This is a genomic window from Gordonia asplenii (genome assembly GCF_012933505.1).
Lineage (GTDB): Bacteria > Actinomycetota > Actinomycetes > Mycobacteriales > Mycobacteriaceae > Gordonia > Gordonia asplenii.
In genome coordinates this window covers 20,398-42,379 of record NZ_JABBNB010000042.1, presented here as the reverse complement: position 1 = coordinate 42,379, position 21,982 = coordinate 20,398, and the positions used below count along the sequence as shown (strand labels likewise).

The following is a 21,982-nucleotide window of genomic DNA, read 5'->3' as shown; positions in this document are numbered from 1 at the left end:
GCCCGTGGCCGCCATGTAGTGGCGAGCTACAGCCGAAGGGGCTGTTCGTCGAGCTCCCCGCCGGGCATGCACATCGATTCGCAGACGACACCGTTGTTCGCCGACACCGAGAGATACCTCAGCGTGCGGCCGCGCGTCGTCGGCGAGACGATCGTGTAGGTGGTCACCGGACCGCTGCGCACGACGTTCACCGGGCCGCGTTGGCTCTGGGCACCGCCGTTGGTCAGGTAGAAGCTCGGCGGGTAACTCGTCGAACTGGTGATGTGGATGCCGTCGGGCTCGGAATGACCGCTGCGGTAGATCGAGGTGCTTGTGAGCGCCACGGTTTCGGAGAAGGCACGGCTGGTGCGCGACCCGCGGTGAGTGATCGCGACCTGCAGATATCCGGTGCGCGCGTCGTAGGTGACCCGCGCACGTGTGATGTCCATGTCGGGCGGACTCCAGAAGTGCCCACCGCTGGTGACGACAGCGGTGTGTGGTGCGGCCTCTGCTCGGCCGGCCGCGCCGGCGAGTGGGACCGCCGCAGCGGCTACCGACGCGGCTACCGCGATCGTGCGAAACAATGGACCGCTCAGCATTTTCTTACGCATAGTTAACAATATTGGCGCGCCGTCGACCGCTCCGGCATCGAAACGGCGCACACGGTACCTTGACGTCCGTGGGAGTCATTACAGACAAGGTGGAATTCGACATCGACGCGAGCCCCGAACTCGCCTACGCCACGCTGCTCGACGTCGAGTCGCTACCGCAGTGGTCGGCGTCGCACAAGACGGCGAAGGTCATCGAGCGTGATGCCAGTGGCAACCCGAGCGTCGTCGAGGCCGAGGCCGGGCTGGTCGGAATCACCGATCACCTCGTCTTCAACTACGAGTTCACCGACCTGACCTGCAAGTGGGATACCGCCAAGGAGGGTACTGCGATCCGCTCACAGGGCGGTCGGTATGTGCTTTCGCCCAACGCTGACGGCGGCACGCACGTCGACGTCGAGGTGTACCTGGAACCGAAGATCAAGCTGCCCGGCTTTGTGTTGAAGAAGGGGGCCAAGATGATCAACGAGATCGCCTCGAAGGGGTTCACCAAGGAAGTTCTGGCGCGTAAGGCCAACGAGGCGTAGCCGAACTTTTTCTGTGAGACGGGCCACACGGTAAGACGCAAGATCGGTGCAGGTCATCCCGACGAAATCCGATGTTCATCATTGCGAATCACGGGGGAGGCGGGCCACTTTCAGTGGCGGCACACTGGATTTTCTCAGCTACGTATATCAATCTGTTATCTGAGCAAGACGGTGAGAGCCCGTGCCAGCCCCCTCTCGCGAGGATGCACGGGGCCAAAAAGATGTTGAGGAATCATTGACTATGCCTGCTGTAGCCACCATGACCCGGCGTGCCCGCCACGCTGCCCGATCGCCGAAACGATTTGCAGCCGGTGCGGTCACGTTCGCTGTGGCTGCGGGAGTCTCCGCGGGAGCCGTCAGCGCCAGCACTCCCGCCCAGGTCGAGCCGGCAGCCGATGCGCATAACCTCGACGACCAGGGCACGCTAGACGCGTTGGCGGCCCCGGCGCCGACGACGGCCAAGCTCTTCGCGCCGACGCATACGGCTGACTTCACCTCGCAGGCTCCGGCGGCGTCGGGATTCCAGTCGTCGACCGGCGCGGTCAAGATCTTCTCGAAGTACCAGAACAATCTCGACGGTTGGATTCGCGAGTCGCTCGACATCCTTCGTAAGAATCACATCCCGGCGACCTACGAAGGCATCATGCGCAACGTGATGCGTGAGTCGACCGGCGACCCGCGAGCGATCAATCTCAGCGACTCGAATGCCGCCGCCGGCATACCGTCGAAGGGGCTGCTGCAGGTCATCGACCCGACGTTCGCCGCCTATCACGTTCCCGGAACCGCCTTCGACATCTGGAACCCGGTCAGCAACATCGTCGCCGCGTGCAACTACGCGGCACACAACTACGGGTCGATGGACAACGTCAACTCGGCGTACTGATCGTCGAATGTCGCCTACCGCGAGCGTCGAGTACTTCCAGCACACGCTCGCACCAGCGGATGTTCTCCTCTTCGAACGAGATTCCGCGTAGCAGGGTCAGGTAAGGGCCGATATGTGTTGCGCTGGAAAGGAATTCGTCCTCGGTACGGTTGCGGCGGATGCGCACTCGCGTGCGTCGATACTCGTCGAGCTTCGACCGCGAATTGCGTAGGCGTTCTTCGACATTCGCGCGCACGGACGCTCCGTCGCCGGCGTCGATCGCCTGTAGCTGAACCAGCAGGTCGTCGCGGATGGCAGCCTGCTTGGGCGATGTCCGGGTGAATTCGGCGAGTGCGGATCGCCCGACGTCGGTGAGACTGAACAGTCGCTTGTTCGGCCGCTTCTCCTGAGTCACCGTCCGCGCGACGATGCACCCCTCGGACTCGAGCCGGTCGAGTTCGCGGTACAGCTGCTGCGGCGTCGCCACCCAGAACTGGGCGATCGACACATCGAAACTCTTGGCGAGGTCGTAGCCCGACGCCTCGCCCTCGTTGAGCAACGTCGCCAGGATTGCGTGTCGTAGCGCCATGAGGTGAGAGTGTAGTGAACTAATTGGGTAGGTGGGCCGCCGCTTGCCGAGGGCATGCGACTTCGCGCTGTGCCCGAGCGCCGACGAGGTGGCCGCCGCGTGATCGCGACGGCCACCTCTCGGATCGAGCCGTTCGGCCCGTCAAGCAGCTGTCAGCTGCCGAAGAAGCCGAGGAACGGAGCCGGCCGCGGCTGCGGCTGCGGGCGGTTGTAGCCGTAGTTCCCGTAGCGACGATCGCGTCGGCGGTAGTCGTAGTTGTTGCGGCGGTCGTTGTAGCGTCCGGGCATGAGTGCCTCCTGTGTTGTCGGTGATCATGTTGCGGCAGAGAGCTTTTCGCTTCAGTTGTTTCTCTGACTGCACCGACACTATGGGGTGATTCTGGCTGCGGCACCGGTACGCACTGTGAGTCCGCTGTGCCCGATCCCCGCAGGCGCGGTCCCCGACCGCTGTGCGAATGCGACAGAACCCTCTCCTATCAGCGCGAGATGACTGTTGTGGCCGCCTGACATGCCCGCGGATCACTCGTGCCGTGCCGGAGCCTTCGCCTGAGCAAGCGCAACCATCACCTCGGGGGTCAGACTCGGCCACGGCGGCCTGCGGGCCACCGCGATGGTGGCGAGGGTCGCGGCGATCAACCCCGTGCAGACGCCGATCAGCGCGTGGCGATTCGAATCCAGCGCAGGAAGCCATCGCGTGTCCGATGCCGTGATCGAGTAGATGCCGACTGGATGTTCGACGCCCGAGCGCCATCCGGTTCGAGTCACCGTGATGATCACGGTTCCGTTCGAGGCCTCGTACGGCTCACTGAAATGCAGCATGTAACTCCCCTGATCGATGGTCGGATGTCGGTCCTATCGAGCCAACACGACGCACGCCGTCGGCGCCACAATCCATGCCGTCGCGTCGGTAGCATTGCCTCATGCCTGAACTCACCGCGATCTGCGTCGTGCGTACCTTGCATCCCGATTCCGGACAGGTGGGCGTGACCGCAATCGACAAGGTGCCCGTCGACGGTCCGGTCAAAGTCGGCCCGTACGGTGCCTACGCCGACGTTCAGGCCGATCGCAAGCATCACGGCGGTCTCGACAAGGCGCTTTACGCATATGCGCAGGAAGACGCCGACTACTGGGCCGCCGAACTCGGTCGCGACATCCCGCCCGGCTTCTTCGGGGAGAACCTGCGGACCGTCGGAATCGACGTCAACGCCGCGCGAATCGGCGAACAGTGGCGGATCGGCGACAAAGTCGTCGTGGAAGTGACGTCGCCGCGCGTCCCGTGCAAAACCTTCGCCCGCTGGATGGACGACGAAGGCGCGTGGATCAAGAAGTTCGCCACCGCTCGACGCCCCGGGCCCTACCTGCGGGTGATCAAGCGCGGCCACATCCGGCCCGGCGATGCGATCACCGTCGTGAACGTGCCCGACGCCGCGCCGATGGTACGCGACGTCGGGCACGTTCACGCTGGTTGAGCCGAGGAGTGTTGGTGATGCGAGCGAACCTCGCTGGTTGAGCCGCGAGGAGCGCTAGCGACGAGCGTGTCGAAACCTCTGTACCACAATGCATTTGATGGTAGCGCACGTGTCGAACTGTGATGGTATCGAACATCGAGGCGTGTGCACCCGTAGGGTGCGCACGCCTCACTTGCCGGGTGTCATCGCCGATGTTGGCGCGCATCATCGAAAGTCGTTGTGGCTGAGAGGTTTCGACACGGACTCGGCTAGCGCCTCGTCCGGCTCAACCAGCAGAGGGACGCTTCGGCCGGTGAAACCAGGTTGAGTCGGGAGGAGCGCTCGTGATGCGAGCGAACCTCGCTGGTTGAGTCGGGAGGAGCGCTCGTGATGCGAGCGAACCTCGCTGGTTGAGCCGGGAGGAGCGCTGGCGATGCCAGCCCAACCCCGCTGGTTGAGCCGGGAGGAGCGCTAGCGACGAGCGTGTCGAAACCCTGGTGAGACAACGGGTTTCGACTCGGCTGCGCCTCGCTCAACCAGCGGGCTGCGCCTCGCTCAACGCTCAACCGGCGCAGGCTAGCTCAGGCCGGACGCCGACAGTGGATCGTACGACGCCGAGAGCAGTAGCTCCTGCAGCTGCCTGCGCCGCATCCCGACGTTGCTGCCCTCGATGATCGGGTAGGCGAGGACGTGCGCCAGCTGCTCGGTGAGCAGCATCGCGTTGTCGTACGCCGACACGCCGACCGCCTGGATCAGTCGATTCACGACGTCGAGACCTGTCTCCGAACCGAAAACCTTTGCATGCAAAGCCAATTCGAGAGCGTTCGGTGCCTGCGATAGCACGGCGTCGAGCGCTCGCCACGACAGGAGTCGAGTGGCTTCGATGCGTCCCTTCGCATCGGAGAGGATGTCGGCGACCGCCTGATGCTCGAGGATCGCCACCGAGCCGCCCCGCTTCTCCGTGCGAGCGAACTCGTACGCGATGTCGAATGTTCGGCGCATCGCCGCGGTGGCGAATGTGCCGATCGACGCGCCGCTGGCGAGGAACGCATTGCGGGTCAGCTCGATGCCCTGGCCTTCGGTGCCGATGAGGTTGTCGAGCGGCACTCGTACGTCGCGCAGCCGGATGCGCGCGGTGAGACAACCGCGAAGTCCAGGAAGGTCGTAGTACTCCTCCACCTCGATGTGTCCGGCGAGGTGCTCGCGTTCGGCCACGATCACCGAGACGCCGCCCGGAGTGCGACACACGATCGTCATGAGGTCGGGGCCGTCGCCGTCCCACCCCGGCAGGTGCGACGCCCAGGCCTTGTGTCCGTTGATGACCCAGTGATCACCGTCGACGACGGCGGTCGTCTCAATGCCCGCGGCCGGGGCGGGAGCGGCGTAGTTCGCACTGCCAGCCGGCTCACTGAACGCCATCGCCGCGACCGGCGCTCCCTCGCGGACGAGAAATGGCGCCACGAAGCGCCCTACTTGCTCGGGTGTGCCCGCTTCGTACACCGGAGTCAAGGCGATCAGCGGACCAGCGAAAGAGATTGTGAAATCGGGGGATTCGGTCGCCCATTCTTCGACGAAGATCGCGGCGTCCACGCCGCTGGACGCGGCGCCGCCGACCTGGACGGGGATGAGTCCGGCGAGAAAGCCGCTCGCAACCGCTTCTTCGAAGGGAGCGCGCGCCAGCTGGGCGCGGGCCAGGGGATCGTGCTCGGCGCGAACGGCTGCAGCGAGTGGACGCAGTCGTTGCTGAGCGAATTGTCGGGCCGCGTCTTTGACGGCGAGTTGGTCAGGTCCGAGGGCGAAAGAGATTGTCATGTGATTGATGATCGGCGTCGCGCCCGGAGCGTGCCTTGCTCAGACTGCACGCCTATCCGACAAAATGTGCACGCTCCCGCAGCACATCGCGTGGGCTCTGGCCGAAGTGCCTGCGAAACGCCCGGCTGAAGGAATCCGGGTCGGTGAACCCGCAAGCCAGTGCGGTTGCGGTGACACTGGTTGCTCGGTCCGCGGCAGACAGGAGCGTTCTGCCGTGCTCAAGACGCAACTCCCGGACGGCTGCGGCGAAGGTGGTATCGGAACCGGCGAACACGTTGTGCAAGGTGCGCGGCGACACCGCGAAGACACGGCTGACGCTGTGCACCGACAGCGTCGGATCCCCGAGGTGGTCGCAGACGTAACGGAGAATGGCGCAACGCAGCGGCGCGACGGGAGACTCGGCTGGATCGGGAGAACGCGATGCTGCTGCGGCGGCAACCGCAGCCGCAAAGGCCACCTCGAGTTCCGCCTCCACAGTCGGTGCCGAATGCTCTGTCTCCCAGAGGATCTCCATCAGCGACGTCGCAGCACGGCCGATACCCGCGCTGCTGACGGCCCGTCCGCGTGGGTCCGCCACCCCGTGTAGATGGGGGTCGATGCGCGAGTGCGGAACGCGAAACGACAACATCTGCCACTCGTCGTCGAAATGCAGAAAATAGGGCTCGCTGGTGTCGAGAACAACGAACTCACCAGGGTGGACCGTGGCCTCGACGCCGCGCTGGAGGGTGTGGGATCGACCGCGTAGTTGAAGGTTGACGAAGTAGTACGGCGCATCGGTGGAAGCGACCTCACGAGGCCCGTGCGAGGTGCGTTGTGCCTGAGAAGCGATGTGCGCCAACGTTGTGTGAGCCAGCGATTTGGTGCTGACCTGCGCGACGAATCCTGAGTCACGGTGTGACTGCTCGGAAACGAGCGGCACGAAGGCGGTGCAGATGACCTCACGCCAGTAGTCGAACTGATCCGTCGCGGGCTTTGTGGTCGTGTCCCATCGATGCATCGTGGACCCCTTACTGCCCGGCCGAACGTAGTGCGTGTACTCAATTTACCGAGTTCAGTCGACGTCGGCAGGTGCATTCGATGCCGTGCGCGCATCGACAACCAACCATGCGCGCACATGCAAGTAATCGGTGTCCGCACATTCAAGACTGTGAGGTGAGTCATACACCTCGCCGTCTGAGGCGACTGATTTGGGAGGACACCACTCATGACTGCTGTACAGGAAGCCGCGGCGCTGCCGAGCGGCACTGCGACGCAACTCTTCGTTGCGGGTCAATGGCGTGATGCGTCTGACGCGGCCACCTTCACCGACCTCAATCCGGCGACCGAAGGCAAGCTCGCCGACATCGCCGCGGCGTCGGCCGCCGACGTCGACGCCGCAGTGGCAGCGGCACGCGCGCAGCTGTCGGGCGACTGGGCCGCACTGCCGGGAGCCGCTCGCGGGCAGATCCTCGGCCGCGTCGCCGACCTCATCGAACGCGACGGCGACATCCTCGCCCGCCTCGAAGCCCTCGACATCGGCAAGCCCGTCGGCCAGCCGGGCATGCTCGACGTCCCCAACGCGGCCGGTACGTTCCGCCACTTCGCCGGCTGGGCCGACAAGATCACCGGCCAAACCATCCCCACCGCAGGCTATTTCGGGCAGCCGACGCATTCGTTCACCGTCCGCGAGCCGGTCGGCGTCATCGGTGCGATCGTGCCGTGGAACACGCCACTGATGATCGCCGCGTGGAAGCTCGCCCCGGCGTTGGCGGCGGGGAACACCATCGTGGTCAAGCCGCCGGAGGACGCGCCCCTGTCGATCCTGCATCTTGCCAAACTCCTCGCCGAGGCCGGCCTGCCCGACGGTGTGGTGAGTGTGCTTCCCGGTTTGGGGTCGGTCACGGGAGAAGCCCTGGTGGCACACCCCGATGTCGACAAGATCAGCTTCACCGGCAGTCCGAACACCGGTCGGCACATCGCCAAGCTGGCCGCGGATACGTTCAAGCGCACCACATTCGAGCTCGGCGGCAAATCACCGCAGATCATCCTCGACGATGCCGACGTCGAAGCCGCCATCAACGGCACGGCGATGGGCCTGTTCTTCAACCAGGGCGAGGTGTGTGCGGCGGGTACCCGCGTGCTGGTGCATCGTTCCCTCTACGACCAGGTGGTCGAGGGCTTGGCGGGCGCGGCGTCGGCGCAGGTGCTCGGCGATCCGTTCGACCCGAACACCACCATGGGTGCACTGGTCAACGCCAAGCAGCGCGACACCGTCCTCGGCTACATCGAATCAGGCAAGAGTGATGGTGCGGTGGTCGCGGCGGGCGGCGGAAAAGGCTCTGACACAGGCTATTTCGTTCAGCCCACCATCTTCGCCGGAGCCACCAACGACATGAGGATCGCCCGCGAGGAGATCTTCGGTCCGGTCGGCACCGTGATTCCGTTCGACGACGTCGACGAGGCGATTCGCATCGCCAATGACACCGCGTACGGCTTGGCCGCGAGCATCTGGACCCGCGACGTGTCGCGCGCACTCGCGTCGGCGTCGAAGGTCCGTGCCGGTGCCGTGTGGGTGAACGGTTGGGCCGCAATCGATCCCGCGCTGCCGTGGGGAGGAATGAAGACCAGTGGCGTCGGCCGCGAACTCGGCTGGGCGGGCATTCTCGCCAACACCGAGGAGAAGGTCGTCACGATCGTCATCTGACCGGGGTACCAGGTCACTCACCGCTATCGAAACCGTAAGGAAGACAACGATAATGACAACGAAGACGCAAGCCGCCGTCCTGTGGGAGCCCGGTCGGGACTGGAAGATCGAAGAACTCGTGCTCGACGCTCCGAAGTATGGGGAAGTCAAAGTCGAACTCGCGGCGTCGGGCATGTGCCATTCCGATGAGCACGTGCGCGACGGCAGCGTGCCGGTGGGCATGTACCCCTACATCGGTGGCCACGAGGGCGCGGGTGTCGTCACCGAGATCGGCCCCGGTGTGACGAGTGTCGAGGTGGGTGACCACGTGGCTCTCGGCTTCATCCCCGCCTGCGGGCGGTGTCCGTCGTGCGCGACGGGAAAGTCGAGCATATGCGACCTGGGAGCGAATCTCCTTGCCGGAGTTCAGCTCTCCGATGGCACTGCTCGTCATCATGTGAACGGTCAGGACGCGGGACTGATGTGTCTGTTGGGTACCTTCGCGCCGGTGACTGTCGTCAACGAGGCGTCGTGCGTCAAATTGACGAAGGACATCCCGCTCGACAAAGCTGCTCTCGTCGGCTGCGGGGTCACCACCGGCTGGGGTTCGGCGGTGTACGCCGCCGGAGTGTCGGCGGGCGAAACCGTCGTCGTGCTCGGCATGGGCGGTGTCGGTTGTGGCGCTGTCCAGGGGGCGGCGCTGGCCGGTGCCCGCCACGTGGTGCTGGTGGATCCGTCGCCGTTCAAGCGAGAGCAGGGTGCGATCTTCGGAGCGACGCACGCGGTCGCCACTATTGATGAAGCCCTGGTTCTGTTGCAGGACATCACCTGGGGGCAGCTGGCCGACAAGGTCCTGATCACCGTCGACGTCGCCCGCGGTGATCTGATCGCGCCGGCGATGAGCTTGGTCGCGAAGGGCGGTGTGTGCGTGCAGGTTTCGGTGGGTGATCTCACTCAGATCGATACCAAGCTCAGCCTGTTCGACCTGACCGCGATGCGTAAGACACTCAAGGGGGCTTGGTTCGGAAACGCCAACATCCGCTTCGACATCCCGCACCTGCTGCGGCTGTACATGGAGGGGCAGCTCAAGCTCGACGAGATGATCACCCGGACGTACAGTCTGGACCAGGTCAACGACGGCTACGAGGCCATGCGCAAGGCGGAGAACGTGCGCGGGGTGATCATGTACTGAGGTGGTGAGGTGGTGAGGTGGTGAGGTGCGGCGGGGGCGGGCCCCCGCCGCACTTTGCGGTTGTGGGGCGAGACAGTGCCCTTCGTCCGGAGTGTCGTAGCGTGGCGCACCGTGCTAAGCGGGGTACGAGCGATTGTGTCGAAGTCGAGTGGCCGGTCCGGCGACGAATCGTCTCGGCTGAAATACATTGTCAGCGTGCGAATTTCGATAGATCGGAGCCCGTCACCGAAGGCGCTCGGCCTGGTTCCACCGATGGTGAGCTCATTTCGCTGGTTGAGCCTGAATTCACCGACGGTAGGCCCCATCTGCTGGTTGAGCCGCGAGGAGCGCTAGCGACGAGCGTGTCGAAACCTCTGTACCACAATGCATTTGATGGCAGCGTACTTGTCGAACTCTGATGGAATCGAACATCGAGGCGTGTGCACCCATAGGGTGCACACGCGACACTTGCCGGGTGACATCGCGATATTGGCGCGGACCGTCGAAAGTCGTTGTGGCTGAGAGGTTTCGACACGGACTCGGCTAGCGCCTCGTCCGGCTCAACCAGCAGAGCGGCGCTTCGGCCGGTGGATCCAGGTTGAGCCGGTCCGAGCGCCGTGCTGAGCGAGGCGCTAGCCGAGTCGAAGTAGCGCTAGCCGAGGCCCGTGTCGAAATCACTGTGACGCAACAGGTGCGGTCGCGAAGGGTGACGGTGGTCGGGTTGGTCTTTCGGCTCGCCGGACCCCTCGTTACACCGAGCTCGTTCCTCGCTTCGGCACTCGGGGAGCGGAGGGGTGCGGTCGTGGAGGGTGACGGTGGTGGGGTTGGTCTTTCGGCTCGCCGGACCCCTCGTTACACCGAAGCTCGTTTACTTCGACTCGTTCCTCGCTCAGCACGGCGCCTCGCTTCGGCACTCGGGGAGCGGAGGGGTGCGGCGTCTACGCCTGAGCGCTCGCGGCGCGGAGCGACATCTCGGTTTCCCGAAATGTTCGCGGCGACATGCCGTACATCTCTTTGAACAGTCGCGAGAAATGCGAGGCTTCGACTATTCCGTTCGCGGCGCAGATCGCGCCGACGCTTCGGTGCGACTGCAGCGGATCGGCCAGGTCCCGACGACACCGCTCCAGTCGACGGGTGCGGATGTAGCCGGCCACCGTCAGATTCTCCTGTGCGAACAACTTCTGCAGGTAGCGCACGGAGACATGGTGGTGGGCGGCAATTGACTTGGGGGACAGGCAGATATCGCCCAGGTGTCCCTCGATGTACGACTGTGCGCTGAGTAGGATCGTCTCGCCCGCACCGAGCGCGTCGTCGGGCGCGCCGGCCCGCAGCGCGGCACTGATGAGGTCGGCTACGGCGTCGGTCACCAGCGGACTGCTGATGCCATCGGGTTCACCCGCACTCTGCAGACTCAGCGAGTGCAACAGTGGAAGTAGCAGCGCCCCGATGCCGTTCGACGTCGGCACCGTGCGTGCCGTCCCCTCGTGCAGCTCATGTTCGCTGACCCGCAGCGACGTGCGCGGAACCACCGCCACCAGCATGTCGAATTCGTCGGCGAGGGCCAACTCGTAGCGCTCGCTGGTGTCGTAGATCGAGATGTCGCCCGGCCCGAGTTGTGCGCTCCGATCTCGTTGGCGCACAGCCGAATGCCCGGCGAGCTGCAAGGCCACCTTGATGACCCCCGGATCGGCGCGCTTGATGGTCGACGCCGAGCGACTGACTCGCGTCCGCTGGCCCATCACCTCCGACAACTGAAGGTCGCCGAGCGTCACCGAACTCAGCCCACCGCGAAAGATCGCACCCCGCGAGTCCCACGGCACAGCGTCGAGCGGCACGAACGCATCGGAGATGGCGTCGCGCCACTCGTCGAAGTCGGCAGAGCGGATACCGGGGGACCGCAGGAGCATCGGCGATCAGTCCTTGGGGCGATTGTCGATGAGCCGCTGGGCCTTTCCTGTCGATCGCACGAGCGAGCCGGGTTCGGACACTTCGACCGCGACGGTCACGCCGATCCGATCCTTGATCTGCTTGCGCAGCACCGCGGCAGCCTCGTCGTGTTCGGCGGTCGCGGCGTCGGAGCGCGGCTCCACGCGGACGGTGAGCTGGTCCATCCGGCCCTCGCGGCTCAGGACACACTGGAACTGCGGGGCCAGCGCGGGAACAGTGAGGATGAGCTCCTCGATCTGAGTGGGGAAGAGGTTCACCCCGCGCAAGATGATCATGTCGTCGGTGCGGCCGGTGACCTTCTCCATCCGCCGGACGGTGCGTGCGGTACCCGGCAGCAGCCGGGTGAGATCCCTTGTGCGGTAACGGATGATCGGCATCGCCTCTTTGGACAGGGAGGTGAAGACCAGTTCGCCCTTCTCTCCGTCGGGGAGCACCTCACCGGTCATCGGATCGATGATCTCGGGATAGAAATGGTCCTCCCAGATGTGCAGTCCGTCCTTGGTCTCCACACATTCCTGGGCGACGCCCGGGCCCATCACCTCCGACAATCCATAGATGTCGACCGCGTCCATCCCCAACGTCTGCTCCAACTCGCGGCGCATCTGTTCGGTCCACGGCTCCGCTCCGAACACGCCGGTCCGCAGCGAGGTCGACGCCGGGTCGATGCCCTTGCTGATCATCGCGTCGACGATGGTCAGCATGTACGACGGAGTCACCATGATCGCATCGGGTTTGAAGTCGTCGATCAATTGGATCTGCCGGTCGGTCATGCCGCCCGACATCGGAATCACCGTGGCGCCCAACCGTTCCGCGCCGTAGTGGGCGCCCAGGCCACCGGTGAACAGTCCGTACCCGTAGGCGACGTGCACCTTGTCGCCGCGCTTGACCCCGGCCGCGCTGAGGCTGCGTGCGACCAGATCGGCCCAGTTGCTGATGTCGTTGGCGGTGTATCCGACGACGGTGGGGCGACCCGTCGTCCCTGACGACGCGTGCACGCGGGACACCTGATCCTGCGGCACGGCCAGCATGCCGAAGGGGTAGTTCTCGCGCAGGTCGGCCTTCGCGGTAAACGGGAACAGCGCCAGATCTGACAGCTGTTTCAAGTCTGAGGGGTGAACTCCCTTGGTGTCGAACGACTTTCGATAGTGCGGCACGTTGTCGTAGGCGTGTTGCACGGACCAGCGCAGCCGGTGCAACTGCGCATTGGCGATCTCGTCGCGGGAAGCGAACTCGAGGGAACGAGAGGACGGTGGGGACACGGTACTGGTCATGGTGGTCTCCAGTAATCAGGCGTCGAAGTCGACGGTGACGGTCGGGCTGGTGGGGAATGCTTGGCAGGTGAGGACGAATCCGGCGGCGACCTCGGAGTCCTCGAGCGCGTAGTTGCGACGCATGTCGACCTCGCCGCAGGTGACCTTCGCGCGGCAGGTGCCGCAGACGCCGCCCTTGCAGGCGAACGGCAGGTCGGGACGGAGGTTCTCCCCGGCGTCGAGGATCGATTCGTCCTGGGAGAGTGTTCCGGTGACGGTGCGGCCGTCGAGGATGATGCTGACCTCGCTGGTCGGTCCCTCGACGCCGGGTTCGCGGTGCTTCTCGATCGGTGGCGGCGTTGCCTCGACGTAAAACAGCTCGTGGTGGATGCGGTCTTTGCCGATGCCGCGCTCAGTGAGGGATTGCTCTGCGCCGCTGACCATTTCGTAAGGTCCGCACAACCAGAAGTGGTCGATGTCGCCGGTGGGGAGCACGGTGTCGAGAATCTCCTCGAGGCGGTCGGAGTCGAGGCGACCGCTGAACAGTTCCACCTCGCGCGGCTCTCGGGACAGGATGTGGATGATGTCGAGTCGAGGCCCGTATTGATCTTTGAGGTCGGCGAGTTCTTCGGTGAACATGACCGAGCGGGTCCGCCGGTTCGCGTACACCAGGATCACCTCGGCGTCGGGGTTGGCGAGCATCGACGCCGCGATGGAGAGCATCGGCGTGATTCCCGATCCGGCCGCGATGAGGAGATGGCGCCCGCCAGTGGACGGATCGGCGGCGAAGGTGCCGGTGGGTGGGCCGACTTCGACCTGATCGCCGGCGCGGACGTTGTTGACCAGCCAGGTCGAGAAGAGCCCCTCGTTGACCTCGCGGACGCCGACCCGCGGCGGACTACCGGCGGGCGAGCAGATGGAGTAAGAGCGCCGATGCTCGACGCCGTCGATGACACGTCGCAGGGTCAGCGACTGACCCGGGCGAAAGTCGTAGTCCGGCAACAGGTCTGAGGGAACGTCGAAGCGCACTGCGACGGCGTCGTCGCAGAGTTGCTCGACGTCGGCGACGGTGAGTGTGTTGAAGTCGCGGCTCATCAGATCTCCTTCACATGGTCGAAGGGTTCGCCGCAGTCGATGCAGCAGTACTGGGCCTTGCAGAGGGTTGCGCCGAATTCGGAACGCAGCGTGGTATGTGCCGACCCGCATTGCGGGCAGTTCACCGGGCGCGGACGCGTCGTGAGCGTCAGCGGAATCGGGCCCGACGTCCGGGCGGGCGCGGGCCCGGGCGGTGAATATCCCGCCGCGCGGAGTTTGTCCACGCCGACCGGGGTGATCCAGTCCGAGCTCCATGCCGGGGTGAGGCTGGTGACGATCGTCACGTCGTCGAATCCGTTGCGCTGCAATGAGGATTCGATGTCGTCGCGGATGGTGCCCATCGCCGGGCAGCCCGAGTAGGTGGGTGTGATCGTTACCGTCACGGCGTCGTCGGGTCCGACGGTCACGTCCCGGATGATGCCGAGGTCGGTCAGGGTCAGCAAGGGCATCTCCGGGTCGAGCACAGCTCCGACGATCTCGACAGGAGACAGGTGTGTGGCGACTGTCATCACCAGACCCCTTCCGGGTGGGCGCGAGCGACGCTCTGCATCTCGGCGAGGAGGTAGCCCATCGCCTCGGTGTGTACGCCGTCGCGACCCGCGCGGCCGCCGACGCGCCCGATCGTATGGCCTTGCGGCAGTTCGACTTCCGCAGCTTTGAGTACCTGGGCGAGCACGGCGTCGAACTCCTCGCGCAAGTCACGCGGGTCGACACCGACCCCGACGGCCGCCAGCGCGATGTCGGTCGTGGTGGGGACGAACAACTCGTCGACGTACGGCCAGACGAAGGCGAGTCCGTCGAGGAGTCGACGTCGGGATTCCTCGGTTCCGCAGCCCAGCGTGACGACCCATCGGGCCGCGTAGTCACGGTGGTAGGTGAGCTCCTTGACTCCCTTGTGTGCGACGGCCGCCAGCACCGGATCGCGTGAATCACGCAGTCGCGCGAAGAGTGCCAGCCGCCAGGTCGCGAACACCAGGAGGCGGACCATGGTCTGCGCGAAGTCGCCGTTGTCGAGTTCGACGAGATGGACGTTCGCGAACGAGGGCTCGTCGCGGAAGAAGGCCAGTGCGTCCTCGGCGGGTATCGGCGACGTCGCCGAAATGTGCGGCACCACGGTGCCATCGGCGGCCGCGGCGCGCGCGAGCAGCAATCGGGCCTGGCCGAGCAGGTCCAGCCCGACGTTGGCGAGCGCGACCTCTTCTTCCAGTTCCGGTGCGCGCGTGTTCCATTCGGCCAGACGCTGGGCCGACAGCAGCGCGTCGTCGCCGAGGGCGCAGCAGTACAGGGCGAGGGCGTGCAGGTCGACATCGTCGGGAACGGTGGTGTCGACGCCGGCGAGCGGGTCGTCGAAGCTGGTGCCGAACGCCCACTGCCCGTGGGAATCCTCGTCCACCAGCACTTGGTACGCGTTGTCGTGATCGATCATCTTCAGTTCAACTCACATGTGGGGGACGTTGTCGGGGATGTCGTAGAAGGTGGGGTGGCGGTACACCTTGTCACCGCTGGGCGCGAAGAAGGGGTCCTTCTCCGACGGGCTGGTGGCCAGGATGAGATCCGAGCGCATCACCCAGATGCTGACACCTTCATTGCGCCGGGTGTACACGTCGCGGGCGTGCCGCAGCGCCATCTCGTCGTCGGCGGCGTGCAGGGAACCGACGTGGACGTGGTTGAGTCCGCGCTTGCCCCGCACGAATACCTCATAGAGTGGCCAGTTGCCGCGAATCGTGTTGTCGCTCATGGTTGTACTTCCTCAGATCGGGTCTGTCCGGCTTGCTTGGCGGCGAATGCGGTCGCGGCTTCGCGGACCCAGGCGCCGTCCTCGTGTGCTGCTCGACGCCGGGCGATTCGCGCGAGGTTCGTGGGGCCGTTGCCTTTGACGATCGCCATGAACTCGCTCCAGTCCGGTTCGCCGAAGTCGTATGAACCGCGCTCGGCGTTCCAGGCCAGGTCGGGGTCGGGGAAGGTGACCCCCAGTGCCTGGGCTTGCGGGATGCTCATGTCGACGAAGCGTTGGCGCAGTTCGTCATTCGTATGCCGTTTGACTCCCCACGCCATCGACTGCGCGGTGTTGGGTGACTGGTCGTCGGGCGGGCCGAACATCATCAGCGCGGGCCACCACCACCGATTGACCGACTCCTGCACCATGGCGCGCTGTTCGTCGGTGCCCCGCATCATGGTGGTCAGCAGTTCGTAGCCCTGCCGCTGGTGGAACGACTCCTCCTTGCAGACCCGGATCATCGCGCGTGCGTACGGGCCGAATGAACTGCGGCACAACGGAACTTGGTTGCAAATAGCGGCACCGTCGACCAGCCAGCCGATGGTGCCGACGTCGGCATAGGTGAGGGTGGGGTAGTTGAAGATCGACGAGTACTTTTGCCGCCCCTCGATCAGTTTCGTCGTCAGATCTTCGCGGTCGACGCCGAGGGTTTCGGCGGCGGAGTAGAGGTACATCCCGTGACCGGCCTCGTCCTGGACCTTCGCGGTCAGAATCGCTTTGCGGCGCAACGACGGCGCACGGGTGAGCCAGTTGCCCTCGGGCTGCATCCCGATGATCTCCGAATGTGCGTGCTGAGCGATCTGGCGGATCAGCGTCTTGCGGTAGCCGTCGGGCATCCAGTCGCGCGGTTCGATACGCTGCTCGGCCGCGATCGTGGCGTCGAAGGTCTCCTGGAGTGGAACGTCGTGAACATCTGCCGGGCTGGGCATCCGCTCGTCCTCCTTTTCTGACCGACTATTCGGTCGGTAATTAGTATCGCGGAAAGTGACCCGAAACACAAGGGTCTGTCAGTGACCGGTGAAGACCGGCTTCTCCTTGGCTAGGAACGCGGAGACGGCCGCGGCGTGGTCGGCGGTCTGGCCCAGCCGACGCTGGGACGCCAGCTCGCGGTCGAGGGCCGCATCGAGCCCGTCGTCGGACGCGTTGATCAGCGATTTCACATCGATGAACGCCTGCGTCGGGCCGTGAGCGAGGCGGTTCGCCAACTCGGTGGCAGTGGCTAGCACCTCGGCATCGTCGACGACCCGGTGGACCAGGCCCCAGTTGAGCGCCTGGGCCGCGGTGACCTTGTCGCCGAGCATCATGAGGCCGGCGGCGCGGCTGGCCCCCAGTTTGGACACCAGATGGTGGGAGAGTCCGGAGTCGGCGCCCAGGGCGATGCCGGTGAACGCGGTCGCGAAACTGGTTCGCTCGCCCGCTACGCGGATGTCGCCGGCCAGCGCGATGCCGAAACCGGCGCCTACACACGCGCCGGAGACGGCGACGACGATCGGGACGGTGATTCCGGCGAGCGCGCGGATCAGCGGGTTGTAGTGGACGTCGACGGTTTCCATCGCCGTAGACGGGTCGGCCTGCAGCGACTTGACGTGTTCACCGAGGTCCTGTCCGACGCAGAAGTTCTTGCCCTCGGCGGTGATCAACACGGCCCGGACCGATGCGTCGTCGGCGACGGTGGTCACGGCGTCGAGGAAAGCGACCTTCGTCTCGACGTCGAGTGCGTTGTGAGCGCTGGGGCGGGCGAGGGTGATCGTCGCGAGGCCGTCGACGGTGGACAGGTTCACGGTCATGACGTTTGGTCCTTCCAGTTGTAAAAGCCTTGTCCTGCTTTGCGTCCCACTTCGCCACGGGCTACCTTGTCGCGAAGAAGCTGCGGTGGGGTGAAGCGATCGCCCAGGGTGGCGGCGAGGTGCTCGGCGATTGCGAGGCGGACGTCGAGGCCGACCAGGTCGGTCGAGCGCAGCGGTCCCATCGGATGGCGATAGCCCAATTCCATTGCCCGATCGATGGATTCGGCGTCGGCGACGCCTTCCTCCAACATTCGGATGGCTTCCAGGCCGAGGCAGACGCCGAGACGGCTGGTTGCGAAGCCGGGGGAGTCGTTGACGACGATGTCGGTCTTGCCGAGTGCGCGCACCCAGCTGCGGGCGGCGTCGAGCACCGTGTCGGAGGTCGAGGGGCCCCGAACCAGTTCGACGAGAGTCGACGCCGGGACCGGATTGAAGAAGTGTGTGCCGAGAAATCTGGACGGATCAGTAAGCGCCACAGCGAGTTCGGCGATGGCGATGGAACTCGTATTGGTGGCGATGGTGGTCGCCGGCGATACCGCCTTCTCCACGGCGGTCAGGACGTCGAGCTTGAGGGCCGGGATCTCCGGGACGGCCTCGACGACGAGGTCGAGGTCGGCGGGCAGGTCGGGTGGGCCGGCGACGGTGCGGACTCGCCCGACGATCGCGTCGACCGGAGCATCGAGCTTGCCGCGCTCGTCGGCGCGTTGCAGTCCGGTGCGAACCCGGTCGAGCGCGGCGGACTGGTCGGCGGCCTCGGCGATGACGACCGAGGATCCGCCTGCGGCGAATACCTGCGCGATGCCCGCGCCCATCCGGCCGCCGCCGACGACGCCGACCCGAGCGGGTAGTGCGGTGGTGGTCATTTCTTCCTCTCCAGGAATGCGGTCATGCGTTCGGCCTTGTCGGTGTGCTCGAACAATACGGCTTGAGCGATGTCGTTGACCCACGGTTGATCGCCCGGGGCGTCGACGATCTTCTTGGTGAAGCGCAGCGCGAGCGCGGACTGGCGCACGATGCGGTCGATGATCCGGTTGGCTGCCGCCACCGGATCGTCGGCGATCTCCTGGACCAATCCGTGCCGCAGGGCGGTGTCGGCGTCGAGCGTGGCGCCGCCGAGCAGCACTTGTTTGGCGACCGACATGCCGACCAGGCTGGGCAACCGATAGCTCGCGCCCGCCGCGGCGAGGATGCCGAGACCCGGTTCCGGATTGCCGAATACCGTTGTCGGCGAGGCGATCCGGATGTCGCAGGCGTAGGCGAGCTCGGCTCCGCCGCCGAGTGCGTAGCCGGGAACCGCCGCCACCGTCGGTAACGGCAGCGCGGCGATCCGGTCGAAGAGATTGCGGTTGATACCGGCGAGTGCATCGTCGCGCGTCCGCTCGCGGAGTTGGGCGATGTCGGCGCCGCCGGCGAAATGCTGGCCCTGTCCGGTCAGCAGAACCGGCTTGGGCGTGCGCTCCATGACGGCGCAGGCGTCGTGGAGTTCGGCGATCATCTCGCCGCTGATCGCATTGCGCTGCGCGGGGCGGCGCAGGGTCACGAGGTAACGGTCGTCGGCATCGACGAGGTCGATATGTGCGTAGGTGGCGACGGAAGAGGTCATCGGTGGCCTTCGGTGTGTCGGGTGGGCTCATCCATTAATAACCGACCCTTTGGTCGGTTGGCAACAGTTCCGTAGATATTCGGCCGAAGTTTTTCGATGGCGGAGGTTCGTAACGGGGATGCCGGTGACAAGATGGATCGATGACCACCACGCCAGTACCGCGCCGCACCGGACGTCCGGGCCGCCCCGGCTACGACCTCGACTCGCTGCTGGCAGTCGCCGTCAAGGTCTTCAACGACAAGGGCTACGACGGAACCAGCATGGACGTCCTCGCCGACCGGCTGGGGCTGAGCAAGTCGTCGATCTATCACCACGTGTCGGGCAAGCAAGAGCTGTTGGAGCTCGCACTCAACCGCGCGCTCAATGCTCTGTTCGCCGCGACGGTGGAGGAGGATGCGACCCAAGGGCGGGCGATCGAGCGCCTAGAATTCCTGGTCAGACGCAGTGTGGACATTCTGGTTGCGGAGTTGCCCTACGTCACCCTATTGCTGCGGGTCCGGGGGAACAGCGCCGTCGAACGCAAAGCGCTTGTTCGTCGGCGAGAGTTCGACGAGGTGGTCAGCGGCCTCGTCGCCGAGGCGATGGACGAGGGCGATCTGCGGCCCGATGCCGATCCCACGCTGGTCGCGCGGCTGCTCTTCGGCACCGTCAATTCGATCATCGAGTGGTATAAACCGCGCCTCGCGTCGTCGAGCGCGGAACTCGGCGACGCTCTGGTGATGATGGCTTTCGACGGGCTGCGCGTCGACCGCTGACGTCACTCGCCCTTGACATATCCGTCCACCGCGCGGAAGGTAATTACCGACCGAACGTACGGTGGATGGAGTAGATGTGACCAGAATGTTGGAGAGCTACGCGCAAGGGCGATGGTTCGCCGCAGACGACGACGGCGCCGTACTGCGCAGCGCCGTGGACTCCTCAGAGATCGCGCGGATCTCGTCGACCGGTCTCGACCTCGGGGCAATGGTCGACTACGGCCGTACGGTGGGCGGGCCCGCACTGGCGGCGCTCACCTTCCACGAGCGTGCCGGGCTCCTCAAGCAGCTCGGCCTGACGCTGATGGCGGGCAAGGACGAGTTCTACGAGATGTCCCGGCACACCGGCGCGACCACCCGCGACACCGGCGTCGACATCGACGGCGGCTTCGGCACGATTCTCAGCTACGCGAGCAAGGCGCGCCGCGAATTGCCCAATGACACCGTGATTCTGGACGGCGAGGTGGAGCGGCTGGGCAAGAAGGGGACATTCCTCGGCCAGCACATCTACACCTCCCGCCAGGGCGTCGCGGTGCAGATCAACGCGTTCAACTTCCCGGTATGGGGCTTCTTGGAGAAGCTCGCGCCCGCGTTCATCGCCGGCGTGCCGTCGATCGTCAAACCGGCAAGTGCCACAGCGTATCTCACCGAGCTGGTGTTCCGTCGCATCATCGAATCCGGGCTGTTGCCCCAGGGATCGGTCCAATTGTTGTGCGGCAGTGCGCGAGATCTGCTCGATCATCTCGGCGGACAGGACTCGGTGGCGTTCACCGGATCGGCCGATACCGCCGCGATGTTGCGTGCGCATCCGCAGATCGTTTCTGCCGGAGTGCATTTCACCGCCGAGGCGGACTCGCTCAATTCGTCGATCCTCGGCTCGGACGTGACTGCCGATCAACCCGAATTCGACTTGTATGTCAAGCAGCTCGTCACCGAGATGACCGTCAAAGCGGGGCAGAAATGCACCGCGATCCGCCGTGCGTTGGTGCCGGCCGCGCTCGTCGACGACGTGCTCACCGCGGCGTCGGAACGCCTCGGCAAGGTCGTCGTCGGGGACCCCGTAGCCGACGGCGTGACGATGGGGCCGCTGGCCAGCATCGAGCAGCGCGACGAAGTGCTGAGATCGCTTCGGGGACTGACGAAGTCGGCCGATATCGTGTTCGGTGATCCGGACGACGTCGACGTCGTCGGTGCCGATACCGCCAACGGTGCGTTCCTCTCACCGATCCTGTTGCGCGCCATCGACAAGTCCGCCGCCGAGATCCACGACATCGAGGCGTTCGGTCCGGTCGCAACGGTGATCGGCTACGACGACGACGCCGAGGCGGTATCCCTGGCCGCACGCGGCCAGGGAAGTCTTGTCGCGTCCATCGTCACGGCGGATGATTCTCTTGCCGCGCAGCTTATTCGGGGTCTCGCGCCGTTCCACGGGCGGCTGTTGGTACTCAACAGTGAAGATGCGCGGGAATCGACCGGGCATGGTTCACCGCTGCCAGTCCTCGTTCACGGTGGACCGGGCCGTGCCGGCGGCGGCGAGGAGCTCGGTGGCATGCGCGGGGTGCTGCATCACATGCAACGGACCGCGGTGCAGGGCACGCCGAATGTGCTGACCGCGATGGGCGGTAAGTGGGTGAGCGGCGCGGATCGGATCGTCTCGGATGTGCATCCGTTCCGAAAGGATCTGTCGCAGTTGGTGATCGGTGACACGATTGTCGGCGGGCCGCGCCAGGTCACCCTCGCCGACATCGGGCACTTCGCCGAGTTCACCGGAGACACCTTCTATGCGCACACCGATCCCGTTGCGGCAGCGGCGAATCCGCTGTTCGGCGGTATCGTCGCGCACGGGTACCTGGTGGTGTCGCTGGCGGCGGGGCTGTTCGTCGATCCCGCGCCGGGCCCGGTGCTGGCCAACTTCGGCGTCGACAATCTGCGGTTCCTGACTCCGGTGAAGGCCGACGACAGCCTCACGGTGACATTGACGGCGAAGCAGATCACCCCGCGCGCATCCGCCGATTACGGCGAGGTTCGCTGGGACGCGGTGGTGACCAACCAGAACGACGATCCCGTGGCTACCTACGATGTGCTGACCCTGGTCGCGAAGTGACCGGCGA

General features: G+C 65.3%; 23 protein-coding genes. 7 read left to right on the top strand and 16 right to left on the bottom strand.

What is annotated here, in order from left to right; translation table 11 throughout:
- Positions 1 to 26 precede the first annotated feature (26 nt).
- Positions 27 to 590 (bottom strand): hypothetical protein, encoded by a 564-nt coding sequence (locus HH308_RS26875; RefSeq protein ID WP_170197359.1) that lies wholly within the window; start codon positions 588 to 590, stop codon positions 27 to 29.
- Between the two features lie 68 nt (positions 591 to 658).
- On the opposite strand from HH308_RS26875, the gene HH308_RS26870 reads away from it, so the two are divergent.
- Both HH308_RS26870 and HH308_RS26865 read left to right on the top strand, forming a co-directional pair.
- On the top strand, positions 659 to 1,114 hold the full coding sequence (locus HH308_RS26870) for an SRPBCC family protein (RefSeq protein WP_312870863.1): 456 nt from the start codon (positions 659 to 661) through the stop codon (positions 1,112 to 1,114).
- A gap of 241 nt (positions 1,115 to 1,355) precedes the next feature.
- A complete protein-coding gene (locus HH308_RS26865; protein ID WP_170197358.1) occupies positions 1,356 to 1,997 on the top strand; it encodes a transglycosylase SLT domain-containing protein in 642 nt (213 codons plus the stop codon).
- On the opposite strand, the gene HH308_RS26860 is transcribed toward HH308_RS26865, so the two are convergent.
- The 3 genes from HH308_RS26860 to HH308_RS26855 form a co-directional block, all read right to left on the bottom strand.
- Positions 1,981 to 2,565 carry a PadR family transcriptional regulator gene (locus HH308_RS26860; RefSeq protein ID WP_170197357.1) on the bottom strand — a complete coding sequence of 195 codons (585 nt, stop codon included), beginning with the start codon at positions 2,563 to 2,565 and terminating at the stop codon, positions 1,981 to 1,983. The genes HH308_RS26865 and HH308_RS26860 overlap by 17 nt on opposite strands.
- 152 nt (positions 2,566 to 2,717) lie before the next feature.
- Positions 2,718 to 2,852 (bottom strand): hypothetical protein, encoded by a 135-nt coding sequence (locus HH308_RS30310; RefSeq protein WP_281363028.1) that lies wholly within the window; start codon positions 2,850 to 2,852, stop codon positions 2,718 to 2,720.
- 231 nt (positions 2,853 to 3,083) lie between these two features.
- Positions 3,084 to 3,383 carry a hypothetical protein gene (locus tag HH308_RS26855; RefSeq protein WP_170197356.1) on the bottom strand — a complete coding sequence of 100 codons (300 nt, stop codon included), beginning with the start codon at positions 3,381 to 3,383 and terminating at the stop codon, positions 3,084 to 3,086.
- A 101-nt stretch (positions 3,384 to 3,484) separates the two neighbouring features.
- On the opposite strand from HH308_RS26855, the gene HH308_RS26850 reads away from it, so the two are divergent.
- Positions 3,485 to 4,033 (top strand): MOSC domain-containing protein, encoded by a 549-nt coding sequence (locus tag HH308_RS26850; RefSeq protein ID WP_170197355.1) that lies wholly within the window; start codon positions 3,485 to 3,487, stop codon positions 4,031 to 4,033.
- Between the two features lie 555 nt (positions 4,034 to 4,588).
- Here the strand turns inward: HH308_RS26850 and HH308_RS26845 are convergent.
- Both HH308_RS26845 and HH308_RS26840 read right to left on the bottom strand, forming a co-directional pair.
- Positions 4,589 to 5,824 (bottom strand): acyl-CoA dehydrogenase family protein, encoded by a 1,236-nt coding sequence (locus HH308_RS26845; RefSeq protein WP_170197354.1) that lies wholly within the window; start codon positions 5,822 to 5,824, stop codon positions 4,589 to 4,591.
- 52 nt (positions 5,825 to 5,876) lie between these two features.
- Positions 5,877 to 6,821: a helix-turn-helix domain-containing protein gene (locus HH308_RS26840; RefSeq protein ID WP_170197353.1), complete on the bottom strand. Its 945-nt coding sequence runs from the start codon at positions 6,819 to 6,821 to the stop codon at positions 5,877 to 5,879.
- Positions 6,822 to 7,028: 207 nt separating this feature from the next.
- Between HH308_RS26840 and styD the strand changes: the two genes are divergently transcribed.
- Together styD and HH308_RS26830 are read left to right on the top strand one after the other, a co-directional pair.
- Positions 7,029 to 8,507, top strand: a complete 1,479-nt coding sequence (gene styD, locus HH308_RS26835; RefSeq protein WP_170197352.1) for a phenylacetaldehyde dehydrogenase StyD — start codon at positions 7,029 to 7,031, stop codon at positions 8,505 to 8,507.
- 52 nt (positions 8,508 to 8,559) lie between these two features.
- Positions 8,560 to 9,678: an NDMA-dependent alcohol dehydrogenase gene (locus HH308_RS26830; protein WP_170197351.1), complete on the top strand. Its 1,119-nt coding sequence runs from the start codon at positions 8,560 to 8,562 to the stop codon at positions 9,676 to 9,678.
- 917 nt (positions 9,679 to 10,595) lie between these two features.
- On the opposite strand, the gene HH308_RS26825 is transcribed toward HH308_RS26830, so the two are convergent.
- The 10 genes from HH308_RS26825 to HH308_RS26780 form a co-directional block, all read right to left on the bottom strand.
- Entirely contained in the window at positions 10,596 to 11,564 is a 969-nt protein-coding gene (locus HH308_RS26825) for an AraC-like ligand-binding domain-containing protein (protein WP_170197350.1), read from the bottom strand.
- Between the two features lie 6 nt (positions 11,565 to 11,570).
- Positions 11,571 to 12,875: a phenylacetate--CoA ligase PaaK gene (gene paaK / locus HH308_RS26820; RefSeq protein ID WP_170197349.1), complete on the bottom strand. Its 1,305-nt coding sequence runs from the start codon at positions 12,873 to 12,875 to the stop codon at positions 11,571 to 11,573.
- Between the two features lie 15 nt (positions 12,876 to 12,890).
- Positions 12,891 to 13,949 carry a 1,2-phenylacetyl-CoA epoxidase subunit PaaE gene (gene paaE / locus HH308_RS26815; RefSeq protein WP_170197348.1) on the bottom strand — a complete coding sequence of 353 codons (1,059 nt, stop codon included), beginning with the start codon at positions 13,947 to 13,949 and terminating at the stop codon, positions 12,891 to 12,893.
- On the bottom strand, positions 13,949 to 14,458 hold the full coding sequence (gene paaD, locus HH308_RS26810; RefSeq protein ID WP_170197347.1) for a 1,2-phenylacetyl-CoA epoxidase subunit PaaD: 510 nt from the start codon (positions 14,456 to 14,458) through the stop codon (positions 13,949 to 13,951). Before paaD ends, paaE begins: the two co-directional genes overlap by 1 nt.
- Positions 14,458 to 15,375, bottom strand: coding sequence for a 1,2-phenylacetyl-CoA epoxidase subunit PaaC (gene paaC, locus HH308_RS26805; RefSeq protein WP_170197346.1), 918 nt, complete (start codon positions 15,373 to 15,375; stop codon positions 14,458 to 14,460). Before paaC ends, paaD begins: the two co-directional genes overlap by 1 nt.
- Positions 15,376 to 15,387: 12 nt before the next feature.
- On the bottom strand, positions 15,388 to 15,687 hold the full coding sequence (gene paaB / locus HH308_RS26800) for a 1,2-phenylacetyl-CoA epoxidase subunit PaaB (protein WP_170197345.1): 300 nt from the start codon (positions 15,685 to 15,687) through the stop codon (positions 15,388 to 15,390).
- Positions 15,684 to 16,655 carry a 1,2-phenylacetyl-CoA epoxidase subunit PaaA gene (gene paaA, locus HH308_RS26795; protein ID WP_170197344.1) on the bottom strand — a complete coding sequence of 324 codons (972 nt, stop codon included), beginning with the start codon at positions 16,653 to 16,655 and terminating at the stop codon, positions 15,684 to 15,686. Before paaA ends, paaB begins: the two co-directional genes overlap by 4 nt.
- 78 nt (positions 16,656 to 16,733) lie before the next feature.
- The gene (locus HH308_RS26790) at positions 16,734 to 17,513 is read right to left on the bottom strand and encodes an enoyl-CoA hydratase-related protein (protein WP_170197343.1); all 780 of its coding nucleotides are present in this window, start codon (positions 17,511 to 17,513) and stop codon (positions 16,734 to 16,736) included.
- A complete protein-coding gene (locus HH308_RS26785) occupies positions 17,510 to 18,376 on the bottom strand; it encodes a 3-hydroxyacyl-CoA dehydrogenase family protein (RefSeq protein WP_170197342.1) in 867 nt (288 codons plus the stop codon). The genes HH308_RS26790 and HH308_RS26785 overlap by 4 nt, the downstream gene beginning before the upstream one ends.
- Positions 18,373 to 19,116, bottom strand: coding sequence for an enoyl-CoA hydratase/isomerase family protein (locus HH308_RS26780; protein WP_170197341.1), 744 nt, complete (start codon positions 19,114 to 19,116; stop codon positions 18,373 to 18,375). The genes HH308_RS26785 and HH308_RS26780 overlap by 4 nt, the downstream gene beginning before the upstream one ends.
- A 140-nt stretch (positions 19,117 to 19,256) precedes the next feature.
- Here HH308_RS26780 and HH308_RS26775 point away from each other — a divergent pair, with 140 nt between their 5' ends.
- A complete protein-coding gene (locus HH308_RS26775) occupies positions 19,257 to 19,871 on the top strand; it encodes a TetR/AcrR family transcriptional regulator (RefSeq protein ID WP_170197340.1) in 615 nt (204 codons plus the stop codon).
- A gap of 76 nt (positions 19,872 to 19,947) precedes the next feature.
- Positions 19,948 to 21,975, top strand: coding sequence for a phenylacetic acid degradation bifunctional protein PaaZ (gene paaZ, locus HH308_RS26770; RefSeq protein ID WP_170197339.1), 2,028 nt, complete (start codon positions 19,948 to 19,950; stop codon positions 21,973 to 21,975).
- Positions 21,976 to 21,982 lie beyond the last annotated feature (7 nt).

Coding starts and splice junctions, on each gene's coding strand:
- HH308_RS26790 (WP_170197343.1), bottom strand. CDS start 17,513: ATGACCGTGAACCTGTCCACCGTCGACGGCCTCGCGACGATCACCCTC.
- HH308_RS26845 (WP_170197354.1), bottom strand. CDS start 5,824: ATGACAATCTCTTTCGCCCTCGGACCTGACCAACTCGCCGTCAAAGAC.
- HH308_RS26825 (WP_170197350.1), bottom strand. CDS start 11,564: ATGCTCCTGCGGTCCCCCGGTATCCGCTCTGCCGACTTCGACGAGTGG.
- HH308_RS26875 (WP_170197359.1), bottom strand. CDS start 590: ATGCGTAAGAAAATGCTGAGCGGTCCATTGTTTCGCACGATCGCGGTA.
- HH308_RS30310 (WP_281363028.1), bottom strand. CDS start 2,852: ATGCCCGGACGCTACAACGACCGCCGCAACAACTACGACTACCGCCGA.
- styD (WP_170197352.1), top strand. CDS start 7,029: ATGACTGCTGTACAGGAAGCCGCGGCGCTGCCGAGCGGCACTGCGACG.
- HH308_RS26865 (WP_170197358.1), top strand. CDS start 1,356: ATGCCTGCTGTAGCCACCATGACCCGGCGTGCCCGCCACGCTGCCCGA.
- paaB (WP_170197345.1), bottom strand. CDS start 15,687: ATGAGCGACAACACGATTCGCGGCAACTGGCCACTCTATGAGGTATTC.
- HH308_RS26830 (WP_170197351.1), top strand. CDS start 8,560: ATGACAACGAAGACGCAAGCCGCCGTCCTGTGGGAGCCCGGTCGGGAC.
- HH308_RS26780 (WP_170197341.1), bottom strand. CDS start 19,116: ATGACCTCTTCCGTCGCCACCTACGCACATATCGACCTCGTCGATGCC.
- HH308_RS26850 (WP_170197355.1), top strand. CDS start 3,485: ATGCCTGAACTCACCGCGATCTGCGTCGTGCGTACCTTGCATCCCGAT.
- HH308_RS26855 (WP_170197356.1), bottom strand. CDS start 3,383: ATGCTGCATTTCAGTGAGCCGTACGAGGCCTCGAACGGAACCGTGATC.
- paaD (WP_170197347.1), bottom strand. CDS start 14,458: ATGACAGTCGCCACACACCTGTCTCCTGTCGAGATCGTCGGAGCTGTG.
- HH308_RS26775 (WP_170197340.1), top strand. CDS start 19,257: ATGACCACCACGCCAGTACCGCGCCGCACCGGACGTCCGGGCCGCCCC.
- paaK (WP_170197349.1), bottom strand. CDS start 12,875: ATGACCAGTACCGTGTCCCCACCGTCCTCTCGTTCCCTCGAGTTCGCT.
- paaE (WP_170197348.1), bottom strand. CDS start 13,949: ATGAGCCGCGACTTCAACACACTCACCGTCGCCGACGTCGAGCAACTC.
- HH308_RS26840 (WP_170197353.1), bottom strand. CDS start 6,821: ATGCATCGATGGGACACGACCACAAAGCCCGCGACGGATCAGTTCGAC.
- paaC (WP_170197346.1), bottom strand. CDS start 15,375: ATGATCGATCACGACAACGCGTACCAAGTGCTGGTGGACGAGGATTCC.
- HH308_RS26860 (WP_170197357.1), bottom strand. CDS start 2,565: ATGGCGCTACGACACGCAATCCTGGCGACGTTGCTCAACGAGGGCGAG.
- paaA (WP_170197344.1), bottom strand. CDS start 16,655: ATGCCCAGCCCGGCAGATGTTCACGACGTTCCACTCCAGGAGACCTTC.
- HH308_RS26785 (WP_170197342.1), bottom strand. CDS start 18,376: ATGACCACCACCGCACTACCCGCTCGGGTCGGCGTCGTCGGCGGCGGC.